A 12,468-nucleotide genomic window follows, 5' to 3' on the forward strand; every position below is an offset into this window, starting at 1 on the left:
GCATAAACAGGGGCGGATGATGGCCGGACCTGTCAGCGGCAGCCAGCCCAGCCTGGGGGGCGTGGGGCTGGAGAGTTCCAGCGGCGTGCGCGGCGCCGACCTGGTGGGCGCCGACCAGGAGACCGCCATGCTCAGCGTGCAGGGCGAGCGCGGGCGCCTGCTGGACAAGCAGGTCGAGACGCAGATCCAGGAATTGCGCGCGCTCAACCGCCGCCTGGAGCTGCTCAACACGGTGCAGGCCGGCCTGAAGGCGGTGCAGGCGCAGTTCAACGCGGGCGCGAAGTACGACAAGGAATGGGACGACGCCAGCGGCGGCTGGAGCTTCGCGCTGGCCGACCGCATCAATCGGGCGGCTGCCGAGGCCGGCATCAACCTGGGCTTCGCCGCGGACAGCAACACCTGGCGCCTGTTCGGCCACATGGGCGACATGAAGGACTTCGCGCGCGCCTACCTGCCTGCCGCCCAGGCCGATCAGTTGGCGAATTGGCGCGACAAGGGCGACCTGGGCGGCCATCTGCTGGCCGCGCGACTGGTCGACCAGATGGCGGGGCGCGATGGCTTCATGACCCCGGACTACCCCGGGCAAACCCTTAATCGCTGCCCGGGCGGCATCCGCTACGACTCGGAGTACGGCGAGTTGCGCAAGGCCGTGACGCGGGTGCAGGGCGCCATCGACGAGGCTTCGAGCCTGCAGCAGGACCAGATGCTGCGGCTGCAGGCCCTGATGAACCGCCGCAACGAGTCCGCCGACATGCTGAGCAACTACGTCAGGAAGATGCAGGACAGCCGGATGGCGATTTCCGAGAAGATTCGTGGAACCTGAAGCCGGGTTCCGTTACTTACGCTGCATAGTCGGTCAACCGCAACCTCGAACCCGGACGATCCTCCCGGACCAGGAGCTTCTCTCATGAGCGTGAACATGAACCCCGCCGGCATCGGCGCCATCAACATGACGGATATTTCCGGCATGGACATCGAGACCGCCCTGATGATGGTGCAGACCGAGCGCACCAAGCTGTTGGACAGCCAGCTCAAGAGCCAGATCGAGGAAGTGCAGAAGCGCAACGAGCTGACCGGCGCGCTGAACGACATGCAGGCCAAGCTCAACGGCATGAAAGGCACGCTCGACTCCAAGGACGCCAAGCCGGGCGACAAGGTCAGCGAAGGCGCCGGCACGCCCACCAACAAGACGCTGGCCACCGAATACGCCACCCAGGCGTTCAAGCTGGGCATGGACCCGGCGCCGGTGTCGGCCACCCCGATCAAGGACGCCGCCGGCAACGTCATTGGCGCCACCGTGACCGGCATGCCGACCCGCGAAGGGTTGGAAAAGGCCATTCCCGACCTCAAGAGCAAGCTCGATTCCGCCAGCAACAGCCAGCAGATGGACATGCTGCGCCTGCAAAGCCTGTCGAACAAGCGCAACGAGGCCTTCGACACCATGACCAATTTCATCAAGAAGATGCAGGACAGCCGCTCGTCGATCATCGGCAACATGCGCTGATCCTGCCTCCTTCCCCCTCGCCCGCAATCCGGAGAACGGCAATGGCCGACACCCAAGACCAGAACATCCAGGACCTCATCGAACGCGCCGAAGCCGCCGTGCGCGACGCCCAACGCTCCATCGAGGCCTCCGACGACAGCCTGCGCAAGCTCGGGCTGGATCCGGACAAGGTTCGCGCCACGCTCCAGGCGCAGCCGATGGACGATCGCCAGCGCGAGGAAGCCGAGGCGCTGTTCCGCCAGGACATGGAGGCGGTCGACCGCGAAGTCGAGCAGGAAGCCGCCTATGCGCGCCAGCGCAGCACGCCGCGGGCGCCAGGCGCCCCGGTCAAGCGTCCGCGCACGATGGTCTGAACTTGTGGTCCGGGAGCCCGCCATGAATACCGCCGCCCAGGCGCCGATGACCGGCGCGGAGTACGCAGCGCTGCATGACCAGATCGTGGACCAGATGGCCCGGGGCGGCAGCCTGGGCCAGCTCAAAGGCATGACCGCTGACGAGTGCGAGGCGCTCTACGCCCTGGGCTACGGCCTGTATGAAAAAGGGCGCTATGCCGATGCGCTCAAGGTGCTGGCCTACCTGGTGACGCTGGACCACACCGAGCATCGCTACCTGGTGGCGCTGGGCGCCACGGCCCAGGCCATGGGCAAGCATGCCGAGGCGCTGCAGCAGTACATGGCCGCCACGCTGCTCGACCCGCTGGAGCCGGCACCCGTGTTCCACGCGGCCCAATGCCTGCTGGAAATGGGGCAACCCGACGCCGCCCTGCAGTCGTGCGACCTGGCGCTGGCGATGTGCAAGACCGATCGCCATGCCGCGCTGGCCGAGCGCGCGCGGGGCCTGCGCGATCTGCTGGCGGCGCGTGGCGCCAAGGAGAATTGAGATGATCAACGTCAACAACCCGGGCGCCATCAATCCGGCGCTGCTCGATCCGCTGGCCGGCGCGGACGCCGCGCAGGCGACGACCCCCGGCTACACCTCGCTGGATGCCACCCAGTTCGTCGGCAAGGGCGGCGCCGCCGACAAGCTGGCGGCGCTGGGGCTGCCGCCGCCGGCGCCGGGGGACACCGCGGGCGCGGCCGAGGCGCTGAACAAGCTGATGGCCAATGCCGATACCGACATGTACGCGGTGATGGCCCTGTTGCAGAAGGTCTCGCAGGAGCAGCGCAACGCGGCCCGCGCCGATCGCGCCGCATCCCTGGATGCGCAAACGCAGTCGCTGCTGGCCGCCGCCGACAAGATCAAGGAAGCGGCCGAAGAACGCTTCAAGGGCGCGCTGGCGCAGGGTATCAGCCAGATCGTCGGCGGCGTCATGCAGGCCGGCATTGGCGCCGCGGGCGTGGCCGCCACGGGGGCTTCGGCCCGTATGACCACCACGTCCAGCCCGTTGACGGCGCAGCAGACCGTGACGCAGGCCAGGCTGGATGGCTTTGCCACCAATTCCGCCGGGATCGGTCAGGGGCTGAGCGGCATGACCGGCGGGGTGGGCGGCATTGTCCAGGCGGCCTATGACCAGAAGGCGGGTCTGGCCGACGCGGAGCGCTCGCGGCTGGAGGCCGATGCCAAGGTCGCGGAATCGGGGGCGCAGCACGCCAACGACATGATGCAGCAGATGATGGACGTCATCCGCGATGTCCGCGACAAGCTCGGCGCGATCGAGCAGAGCCGCAGCGAAACCAACCGCGGCATTGCCCGCAATCTCTGATTCCGCCAGGGGAGCCAAGATCATGGACATCCGTCCTTCCACCGGCAACGCCGGGCTGACGCCGGCACTGGAGCCGTCCGGCGCGGGCCTTGCCGCGGGCGCGGCGGCCGAAGCCGCGCTGCGCGCCGCCAGCGGCCTGGACCTGGCCGCCCTGGCCTCGCAGTGGGCGTCGAGCGTGGCGCAGGCGCGCAGCGGCGGCGACGGCGTCACCAATGCCAATGGCAAGCCCGCCATCGCCCCGCCGAGCCGCGAGTTCTCGGCCGCTGAAATGGTGGATCTGCTGCGCGCCCTGCAGGGCAAGACGCAGGACGCGCAATTGCGCTCCGCCAAGGAAAACATCGAGAACAACCGCATCGAGCAGGCCAAGAACAACGAAGAGCAGGCGCGCAAGGTCGATGAGTGGATCCAGAAGAGCAAGGAGGCCGAGAAAGGCGGCATCCTGGGCAAGATATTCGGCTGGATCGGCGCCATCGTGGCCGCGATCGCGGCAGCGCTGATGGTGGTGGCGGCGGTGGCGGCCACGGCCGTCACGGGGGGGGCCGCCGGTCCGGTCATGGTGACGCTGGCGGCGATCGCGGTGGCGGGCGCGGTCAGCCTGCTGGCGAACCAGATATCGGCCGAGTGCGGTGGCCCCGAGATCAGCATCAGCAATCTGATCACCCAGGCCGTGAGCAAGTTGTTGCAGGCCTTCGGCGTCGAGCCGGAACTGGCCGAGAAGATCGGCAACATCGTGGCCGGCGCGTCCATGCTGATGACGGGCGCGGTCCTGATCGAGCCCGGCGCGCTGGGCAAGATGGCCGGCGCCATCGCGGTGGTTGCAGGGGCCGATCCGCAGACCGCGGGCTACATCGCCATGGCGGTCGGCCTGGCGGCGACGATTACGGTCGGGGTGGTGATGGCGGTTGCCTCGTTTGGCGCGGGGGCCGTGTCGGCCGGCGCCAACGCGGCCGCCAACGTCGGTTCGCAGACCGCGCGCAGCGTGGCCGATACAGTCAAGACCGCCGGCCAGGTGGCATCGGGCGCGGCTGCGGTGGCCAAGGGCACCGGCCAGGTCATCACCGGCGCCGAGACCATCAAGTCGGCGCAGGCGCAGGAAGCGGCCGACAAGGTGCTGGCCGACAAGAAGGCGCTCGAAGCCCTGCTGGTCAAGCTGCAGGCCTCGATGGAGGAAGACCGCGAGAGGATCAAGAGCGTGATGCAGGCCATGGACGAATCGCTGCAGATGGTCAGCAAGATGATCAATGCGGCGGCCGACAGCATGAGCCAGGTCACCGCCAATATCGGCAAGCGCGCCATGGTCTGAGTGGCATCAATATCGGAGCGAACCCAGTGTCCCAATCCTCACCCGCGATCTCGCGCAGCGCCTTCGGGCAGCAACTGTATGACGGCCTGGCGGCCTTGCCCGGCAGCCAGCGGCTCACCGCCGACCAGCTCGAAGTGATTTACGCCATGGCCTATGCGCATGTGGCGCAGGCGCAGTATGCCCAGGCGCTGCCGCTGTTTGCCTTCCTGTCGCAGTACGGCCCGACCCGCAAGCATTACCTGGCCGGGCTGGCGCTGTGCCTGCAGATGCAGGCACGCTATGAAGAAGCGATCCGGATCCATTCGCTGATCGGCGTGCTGTTTCCGTTGGCGCCGGAGGCCACGCTGCGCGTGGCCGAATGCCAATTGGCGCTGGAGCAGATCGAGGCGGCGCGCGAGTCCTTGCGGCTGGTGGTGGCCGCGGCGCGGGACGATGACGCATATGCACCAGCCGGGGCCCGCGCGGCCAGCCTGCTGGCGCTGCTCGACAAGGGAGCCCTGCCTTGAAGCGGGGATGCCATGACCGATAGGGTGGCAGCAGGCTCGGCAACGGCCGTCTCGGATGAGACGGCTTTTGTCCTTGAGGCAGACGACGCGCGCATCCTTGCCGAAGTGGGCTTCCTGGCCGCCGGCCGCGGCGACGTGGCGCATGCCGATGCCATTTTCCAGGCGTTGCGCGCCTTGCGGCCGGGCCGCGCCTACCCTTGGCTGGGTCTGGCGGTGGCGCGCTTGAACGCGGGCCGGGCGGATGAAGCGGTGCGCCTGCTGGAGCAGGGCGAGACCAGCGCGGTGGCCGAACGCGGGCTGCTGGCGGCCTGGCGCGGACTGGCGCTGCAACTGGCCGGCCGCAGCGCCGAAAGCACGCGCCTGCTGCAAGCCTGCGCGCAAGGCGGCGAGGGTGCCGAGGGCGTCGCGCTGGCGCGTTCGCTGCTGGGCTTGCCAAACGAAATGAATGACGACGCTATCAGTGTGAACACGCCCTAGGATAATCATGGAGATCACCGCGCTTTCCGCCGCAATGGCGCCCGTGCTGGACACGGTCAAGGCCACGCCGTCCGAGCTGGTCACGGAACGCTTCGCCCAATTAATGGCCGCGCCCGAGGCCGGCCCGCCCGCGCTCACCGGCCTACAGGCCGCTTTGCAATCGGCCTTCACGCCGGCGGCCGACGCCGCGCCCGCCACGCTTGGCAACCAGATCCTGGCCAGCCTGCGCAGCACCACCACAGAGTATTCGGAGAAGTGGCAGAACATCGCCGGCCGTCTCGATGCCATGTCGTCCGCGCCGGCCATCGCCGACATGCTGCGGTTGCAGGCCGACCTGGTGCAGGTGTCGGTGCAGTACGAGCTGGTCGGCAAGGCGGTCTCGCGCACCACGCAGAACGTCGATTCGCTTGTCAGGATGTCCTAATGCACGCCGTTCCAACCCTGTCTTGTCCCGCCGCGCGTGTGGGCGGCCCGGCCGGAGCGCTGTCGCGCCTGCGCTGGCTGCTGCTGGGCCTGGCGTTGTTGCTGGCCGCGTGCGGTTCGCGTGTGGAACTGTTCTCGGCGGCCAGCGAAAGCGAGGCCAACGAGGTCTTGTCGGTGCTGCTGGATGCGGGCATTGCCGCGCAGAAGGCCACCACCAAGACCGGCGTGGCGGTGTCGGTGGACGGCCCGCAGGTGGCGCGCGCGCTCGACATCCTGCGGGCCCGCGGCCTGCCGCGTGAACGCTTCGATGGCATGGGGCAGATCTTCCGCAAGGAAGGGCTGGTGTCTTCGCCGCTGGAAGAGCGCGCCCGCTACATCTACGCGCTGTCGCAGGAGCTGACCAACACGCTGTCGCAGATGGACGGCGTGTTGGCTGCGAGGGTGCACGTGGTGTTGCCCGAGCGCGGCGGCGTGGGTGAGAACACCACGCCATCGACCGCCGCGGTCTTCATCAAGCACCAGATGGGCTACAACCTGGACGCGCTGCAACCGCAGATCCGCAAGCTGGTGACGCACGCGATTCCGGGGTTGACGGAAGACAGGGTCTCGATCGCCCTGGTGTCGGCGCAGCCGGCGGCCTCGGCCCCGGCCGCCCAGGCCACGCGCCAGGTGCTGGGCATCGAGGTCGGCGCGGATTCGTCGGCAACATTGCTGGCCTGGCTGGCGGGGTTGATCCTGCTGGTGCTGGCCCTGGCCGCCGCCCTGGGCTACCTGCTGTGGCGCCATGGAATGCCTGGCCGCGCCCGTCCCGAGCGCCGCGAGCCCGTGGCCGAGGCGCGTTGAAGATGATTCACGCTTCGGCCGTGCTGGATCGCAGGCTGGTTGGATTCAACCAACTGCCCAGCCGCACCCTGCACCCAAGCCGCCACGCACGCCATGCGCCGCCGGCCGCGCTGGCCGTGATCGCGGCGGCGCCCACGCTGGCGCCGGCCTGGCACCGGCATTGGTCGCGCGACATCCTGGAGACGCTGGGCCTGTGGCGGCGTCCGGTCATCGATACGACCCGGGCCGAGCTGGCACTGGCGCTGCTGGCGCCGGACGCGTTGGCGCGCTGTGCGCGCCAGCTTGGCGCGGTGCTGTGCGGCCCGCGGCTGCGCCGTGTCATCGCTGGCGACGAGGTGCGGACGCTGATCGACCGCTTCGGCGCCGACCTGCTGGATTTCACCCGCCGCACGGCCGCCGGCCTGCATGAGGGCTTGGCGGAGAGCGCCGCCTGGTCGCTGGAGGACACGGCCGCGGCGGTCGATGCCCTGGGCCTGGGCGTGCTGCGCTCGGCCCTGAGCGATGGCGGCCCCGAGCTGGCCCAGCGGGCCGAACTGAAACTGCCCGACCTGCCCGCGGCGCCCGCGCCGCTGCCGGCGGCACGGGCACTGTCGCTGGGCTTGTCCCTGCTCAAGCAAACGGATCCCCTATGGCTTTCCTCATTCCCCGCGATCCGTTGATGCCGCGCGCCGCGGACGCCGGCGGCTCCGGGCGCATCGACCCCGCCGCGCGCATACTGCGGGCCGCCGAGACGGCGGCCTGGGCCGATGCCGGTCAGTTGCTGGCGCGGGCGCAGGCGCAGGCCGACGCCATCGTCGCTGGCGCCCAGGCGGCGTTCGAGGCCGAGCGCCAGCGTGGCTACGACGAAGGCCACGAAGCGGCGCTGCTCGACCAGGCCGAGAAGATGATCGAGACGGTGGGCCGCACGGTCGAGTATTTCGCCGGCGTCGAGAACGAGATGGTCGAGCTGGTGATGTCGGCGGTGCGCAAGGTGGTCGATGGTTTCGATGACCGCGAGAAGGTCATGGTGGTGGTGCGCAATGCCCTGGCCGTGGTGCGCAACCAGAAGCAGATGACGCTGCGTTTGAACCCGGCCGAAGTCGACACCGTACGCGAGCAGATCAACGACCTGCTGGCCGCCTATCCGGGCGTGGGCTACCTGGACATCCTGGCCGACGGCCGGCTGGCGCGCGGCGCCTGCATCCTGGAAAGCGAGATCGGCATGGTCGAAGCCAGCCTGGAAGGGCAGATCCAGGCCTTGCGCCAGGCGTTCCAGCGCACCCTGGGCAGCCGGGTCTAGCGATGCGCCAGTTCGACTACATCTCCGAGATGATGGAGCTGGCGCTGCAGGACACGCCGACGCTGCGCATCAAGGGCCGCGTCACGCAGGTGATCGGCACCATCATCAAGGCCGTGGTGCCGTCGGTGAAGGTGGGCGAGGTCTGCATCCTGCGCAACCCCGGCGAGAACTTCGAGATGAAGGGCGAGGTGGTGGGCTTTGCCCGCGATGCCGCGCTGCTCACGCCGATCGGCGACATGTACGGCATTTCCACCGCCACCGAGGTCATCCCCACCGGCCGCGCCCACATGGTGCCGGTCGGGCCGGGCCTGCTGGGCCGCGTGCTGGACGGCCTGGGCCGGCCGCTGGACGAGGCCGAGCTGGGGCCGCTGGAGGCCAGCAAGTTCTATCCCGTGTTCGCCGAGGCGCCCGACCCGCTCAAGCGCCGCATTATCTCGCAGCCGCTGGAATTGGGCGTGCGCGCGCTGGACAGCGTGCTGACCTGCGGTGAAGGGCAGCGCATGGGCATCTTCGCCGCCGCCGGCGGCGGCAAGTCGACGCTGATGGGCATGTTGGTCAAGGGCGCGGCGGTGGACGTGACGGTAGTCGCGCTGATCGGCGAGCGCGGCCGCGAGGTGCGCGAATTCCTGGAACACGAGCTGGGCCGCGAGGGCCGGCGCAAGAGCGTGATCGTCTGCGCCACCAGCGACAAGTCGTCGATGGAGCGGGCCAAGGCCGCCTATGTGGCCACGGCCATCGCCGAGTATTTCCGCGACCAGGGCAAGCGCGTGCTGTTCCTGATGGACTCGGTGACGCGCTTCGCCCGCGCCCAGCGCGAGATCGGCCTGGCCGCCGGCGAGCCGCCGACCCGCCGCGGCTATCCGCCGTCGGTGTTCGCCACGCTGCCCAAGCTGATGGAACGCGCCGGTATGAACGAGCACGGCTCCATCACCGCGCTGTACACCGTGCTGGTGGAGGGAGACGACATGACCGAGCCCATCGCCGACGAAACCCGCTCCATCCTGGATGGCCATATCGTGCTGTCGCGCAAGCTGGGCGCGGCCAACCATTACCCCGCCATCGATGTGCTGGCCTCGGCCAGCCGCGTCATGAACGCGGTCATCACGCCCGAGCACAAGCGCGCCGCCGGCCGCCTGCGCGAACTGATGGCCAAGTACCAGGAAGTCGAGCTGCTGGTGAAGATCGGCGAGTACAAGCGCGGCGGCGACGCGGTGACCGACGAGGCCATCGACAAGATCGGCGCCATCAACCAGTTCCTGCGGCAGCGCACCGACGAACGCGCCACGCTGCCCGAGGCGCTGGCGCAGATGAGCGGCATCGTGGGGGCGGCATGAGCGTGTTCGACGAGTTGCTCGCCATCAAGCGCTTTCGCGAAGGCCAGGCCGAACTCGCGGTATCGCGCCAGCGCCAGCGCCACGCCGAGGCCGAGGCCGCGCGCCAGGCATCCGAGCAGGCGCTGGCGGATTTCCGCGACGAATCCGAGCGGCGCGAGCGCGCCATGTACCGCGACCTGTGCAGCCGCGTGGTGCGGGTGCGCGAGATCGAAGGCGTGCTGCAGGGCGTGGCCGGCCTGCGCGAAGGCGAGCGCCAGCGCGAACAGGCGCTGGAGCAGGCCGCGCAGCGCCTGCGCGATGAAGCCCAGGCGCTGGCCGAGCGCCGCGATCAGCACCAGCAGGCGGTGCGCCTGACCGGCAAGTTCGTGGAACTGGCCAGCATCCATCTGGCTGAGCACTTGAAGGCGCTGGAGCACAAGGAAGATATGGAAATGGAAGAGGCCGCCTCGCTGTCGCGCGATCGCGAGGACTGGGAAGAGCACGAGGAGTTCGAACCGGCATGAGCATAGACCGACGCATCGGCCTGGACACCGCCATTGCCCAGGGTTCGGGGCTGGCCCAATCGGACGGCCAGGCGCCTGGCCGCCAGGCCAGCGATGCCGACCGGCGCGCGTTCGAGCAGGCCATGGGACAAGGCGGCGAAGCCGCGCCGTCCGATGTGCCTGCCACGCCCTCGCCGTTTTCACTGTTCGGCGCCGGCCGTGCCGAGGCCGCCCAACCCGCCGACGCGCCGCCGCAGGCATTGGCCGACGCCCTGCTCGGCAGCGCCGAGCAGTTGCTGGTGGCCGATGGCAGCCAGGGCCGGCGTCAGGTGCGGGTGGAGTTGAAGGATGAGGTGCTGCCCGGAGTCAGCGTGTCGGTTTACGAGGCCGAAGGCCGCGTCGTTGCCGACTTCACCTGCGCCAGCGAGCCATCGCGTGAACGCCTGGCCAGTTTGGCGCGGCCGCTGGCCGAGCAATTGGCCGAGAGCCTGGGCCGGGCGACGCGCGTGCGTGTCGGCACCGATGACCCGGAAGACCCCTGCCTGGCGGAGACCGACGCCGACGCGCCGCGCCGTTGATTCCTGGAACCCATGACCGCAAGTACATCATCTTCCCCTGTTGCGCTGCCGTTGCCGCGCCTGTCCGGCAACGAAGCCCGCGCGCGCTCGCTGATCGCCCGCCATGGCGCCGACCTGGCGGTCACGCTGGCGCCCCTGGCCGGCAGCGATGCCGAGCCGATGCGCTGGCGCCTGGGTTTCACGCCCGGCGTGCCGGACGCCGTGCGGCAGTCGGCCACGCTCTCGGCCGATCTTGAATGGGCCGGCGCGCGACTGCGCCTGGGCCTGCCGGCCAGCGCCGCCACGGCCTGGTTGGCGGCGAGGCTGCCGGACCTGGACGCAGGCGAGCTACCGCCGCCCCTGGCGTCGGCCGCCATCGAGACCTTGCTGGCCGAGGTGGTCGCGGGGCTGGGCGAAGCATCGCCCGGCGGCCCGCTGCGGGTGGTCGGCCGCGACACCCCGGCGCCGGCGCTGCCGCATGACTGGACGCTCGCGGCGCGGCATCCCGTCAGCGGCGACACGGTCTACGCCACGCTGGCGGCCGATGGCCTGGGCCTGATGCTGCTGGCCGGCCTGGTCGGCCGTGCCGCGCCGACGGCCAACGATATCGACGCCGACGACGTGCCGGTGCGCCTGGCAGCCTGCCTGGGCTGGACCCATCTGGGCGCGGCCGAGTTGCGCAGCCTGGCGCCGCGCGACACCGTGTTCCTCGACCATTGCCTGATCTCGCCCGACGGCGAGTTGTGGCTCGGCGCCGGCGGCCAGGGGCTGCGCGTGCGCCGCCAGGATTCCTCATACCTCGTTACCCAAGGCTGGACCTCCCTCATGACCGAGACGCCGCAACCGCCGCTGGACGCCGATGCGGGCGACCAGACGCCGCTCGATATCGACGCCATTCCCGTCCGACTGACTTTTGAACTGGGCGAGCGCCAGATCACCCTGGGCGAACTGCGCCAGTTGCAGCCCGGCGAGACCTTCGACCTGGCGCGGCCGCTGGCGGATGGGCCGGTGCTGGTGCGCGCCAACGGCGCGCTGGTGGGCAGCGGCGAACTGGTCGAGATCGATGGCCGCATCGGCGTCACGCTGCATCGCCTCGGCAAGGCTGGCGCATGAACGGCGCGGATCCGATCAGCCTGGCGGTCGTCCTGGCGCTGCTGGCGCTGGTGCCGCTGGCGGCGGTCATGACCACTTCGTTCCTGAAGATCGCCGTGGTGCTGACGCTGGTGCGCAATGCCCTGGGTGTGCAGCAGGTGCCGCCCAACATGGCCTTGTACGGGCTGGCGCTGATCCTGTCGGCCTACGTCATGGGGCCGGTGGTGATGCAGATCGGCGACGAGCTGCGCGCGCCGCCCGCGGTGGTGGCGCCGGGCGCGCCCGAGCCGGACCGGCTCGAAGGCATCCTCGACGCGGTGACGCGCGGCGCCGAGCCGATGCGCGCCTTCATGCTCAAGAACAGCCGCGCCGAGCAGCGCGACTTCTTCCTGCGCACCGCGCGCGGCCTGTGGGGCGAGCAGCAGGCCCGCAACCTGAAGGAAGACGACCTGCTGGTGCTGATTCCGTCGTTCCTGTTGTCTGAACTGACCGCGGCGTTCCAGATCGGTTTTCTGCTGTACCTGCCGTTCGTCATCATCGACCTGATCGTTTCCAACATCCTGCTGGCGATGGGCATGATGATGGTGTCGCCGGTCACGATCTCCATGCCCCTGAAGCTGTTCCTGTTCGTCATGGTCGACGGCTGGACGCGGCTGATCCAGGGCCTGGTGCTGTCCTACACCTGAGGCCGCCATGGGAACCGTCGACCTCGTCTCCTACATGACCCAGGCGCTCTACCTGGTGCTGTGGCTGTCGCTGCCGCCGATCGCCGTGGCGGCGATCGTGGGCACGCTGTTTTCGCTGTTCCAGGCACTGACGCAGATCCAGGAGCAGACGCTTTCGTTCGCCATCAAGCTGATCGCGGTGTTCGCCACCATCATGCTGACGGCGCGCTGGCTCAGCGCCGAGCTGTACAACTTCACGATTTCCGTGTTCGACCTCTTCTACAAGATCCACTAGGAGCGG

Annotated in this window: 18 protein-coding genes; all 18 read left to right on the top strand. The window is 69.3% G+C overall.

All coding sequences use genetic code 11. The annotated features are described in order from the left end of the window. The first annotated feature begins 19 nt into the window (after positions 1-19). The 18 genes from AC6LKG_RS06670 (at position 20) to sctS (ending at position 12,462) form a co-directional block, all read left to right on the top strand. Positions 20-823 (top strand): hypothetical protein, encoded by an 804-nt coding sequence (locus AC6LKG_RS06670; protein WP_498163606.1) that lies wholly within the window; start codon positions 20-22, stop codon positions 821-823. A gap of 84 nt (positions 824-907) precedes the next feature. Continuing rightward, positions 908-1,504, top strand: coding sequence for a hypothetical protein (locus AC6LKG_RS06675; protein WP_498163607.1), 597 nt, complete (start codon positions 908-910; stop codon positions 1,502-1,504). A gap of 41 nt (positions 1,505-1,545) precedes the next feature. Then, positions 1,546-1,857 (top strand): hypothetical protein, encoded by a 312-nt coding sequence (locus tag AC6LKG_RS06680; RefSeq protein WP_498163608.1) that lies wholly within the window; start codon positions 1,546-1,548, stop codon positions 1,855-1,857. A 22-nt stretch (positions 1,858-1,879) separates the two neighbouring features. Next, positions 1,880-2,383 (top strand): SycD/LcrH family type III secretion system chaperone, encoded by a 504-nt coding sequence (locus AC6LKG_RS06685; protein WP_498163609.1) that lies wholly within the window; start codon positions 1,880-1,882, stop codon positions 2,381-2,383. A 1-nt stretch (position 2,384) separates the two neighbouring features. After that, positions 2,385-3,206: a type III secretion system translocon subunit SctB gene (gene sctB, locus AC6LKG_RS06690; protein WP_498163610.1), complete on the top strand. Its 822-nt coding sequence runs from the start codon at positions 2,385-2,387 to the stop codon at positions 3,204-3,206. Positions 3,207-3,228: 22 nt separating this feature from the next. Further along, positions 3,229-4,509: a type III secretion system translocon subunit SseC family protein gene (gene sctE / locus AC6LKG_RS06695; RefSeq protein ID WP_498163611.1), complete on the top strand. Its 1,281-nt coding sequence runs from the start codon at positions 3,229-3,231 to the stop codon at positions 4,507-4,509. A 26-nt stretch (positions 4,510-4,535) separates the two neighbouring features. Further along, the gene (locus AC6LKG_RS06700; RefSeq protein ID WP_498163612.1) at positions 4,536-5,015 is read left to right on the top strand and encodes a SycD/LcrH family type III secretion system chaperone; all 480 of its coding nucleotides are present in this window, start codon (positions 4,536-4,538) and stop codon (positions 5,013-5,015) included. 12 nt (positions 5,016-5,027) lie between these two features. Then, positions 5,028-5,492, top strand: a complete 465-nt coding sequence (locus AC6LKG_RS06705) for a tetratricopeptide repeat protein (protein WP_498163613.1) — start codon at positions 5,028-5,030, stop codon at positions 5,490-5,492. A 7-nt stretch (positions 5,493-5,499) separates the two neighbouring features. Further along, entirely contained in the window at positions 5,500-5,916 is a 417-nt protein-coding gene (gene sctI / locus AC6LKG_RS06710) for a type III secretion system inner rod subunit SctI (protein ID WP_498163614.1), read from the top strand. Then, positions 5,916-6,758 carry a type III secretion system inner membrane ring lipoprotein SctJ gene (gene sctJ, locus AC6LKG_RS06715; protein WP_498163615.1) on the top strand — a complete coding sequence of 281 codons (843 nt, stop codon included), beginning with the start codon at positions 5,916-5,918 and terminating at the stop codon, positions 6,756-6,758. Before sctI ends, sctJ begins: the two co-directional genes overlap by 1 nt. 2 nt (positions 6,759-6,760) lie before the next feature. After that, positions 6,761-7,417, top strand: a complete 657-nt coding sequence (locus AC6LKG_RS06720; RefSeq protein ID WP_498163616.1) for a SctK family type III secretion system sorting platform protein — start codon at positions 6,761-6,763, stop codon at positions 7,415-7,417. Further along, positions 7,387-8,037, top strand: coding sequence for an HrpE/YscL family type III secretion apparatus protein (locus tag AC6LKG_RS06725; RefSeq protein ID WP_498163617.1), 651 nt, complete (start codon positions 7,387-7,389; stop codon positions 8,035-8,037). The genes AC6LKG_RS06720 and AC6LKG_RS06725 overlap by 31 nt, the downstream gene beginning before the upstream one ends. Positions 8,038-8,039: 2 nt before the next feature. Continuing rightward, positions 8,040-9,371 (top strand): type III secretion system ATPase SctN, encoded by a 1,332-nt coding sequence (gene sctN, locus AC6LKG_RS06730; protein WP_498163618.1) that lies wholly within the window; start codon positions 8,040-8,042, stop codon positions 9,369-9,371. After that, on the top strand, positions 9,368-9,874 hold the full coding sequence (locus AC6LKG_RS06735; protein ID WP_498163619.1) for a type III secretion protein: 507 nt from the start codon (positions 9,368-9,370) through the stop codon (positions 9,872-9,874). The genes sctN and AC6LKG_RS06735 overlap by 4 nt, the downstream gene beginning before the upstream one ends. Further along, on the top strand, positions 9,871-10,431 hold the full coding sequence (locus AC6LKG_RS06740; RefSeq protein ID WP_498163620.1) for a hypothetical protein: 561 nt from the start codon (positions 9,871-9,873) through the stop codon (positions 10,429-10,431). Before AC6LKG_RS06735 ends, AC6LKG_RS06740 begins: the two co-directional genes overlap by 4 nt. A 12-nt stretch (positions 10,432-10,443) precedes the next feature. Then, positions 10,444-11,523 (top strand): type III secretion system cytoplasmic ring protein SctQ, encoded by a 1,080-nt coding sequence (sctQ, locus tag AC6LKG_RS06745; RefSeq protein WP_498163621.1) that lies wholly within the window; start codon positions 10,444-10,446, stop codon positions 11,521-11,523. After that, on the top strand, positions 11,520-12,188 hold the full coding sequence (sctR, locus tag AC6LKG_RS06750) for a type III secretion system export apparatus subunit SctR (protein WP_498163622.1): 669 nt from the start codon (positions 11,520-11,522) through the stop codon (positions 12,186-12,188). The genes sctQ and sctR overlap by 4 nt, the downstream gene beginning before the upstream one ends. 7 nt (positions 12,189-12,195) lie before the next feature. Then, a complete protein-coding gene (gene sctS, locus AC6LKG_RS06755; RefSeq protein ID WP_175134469.1) occupies positions 12,196-12,462 on the top strand; it encodes a type III secretion system export apparatus subunit SctS in 267 nt (88 codons plus the stop codon). Positions 12,463-12,468: the final 6 nt, after the last annotated feature.

Source organism: Achromobacter sp. 46006, assembly GCF_059761975.1.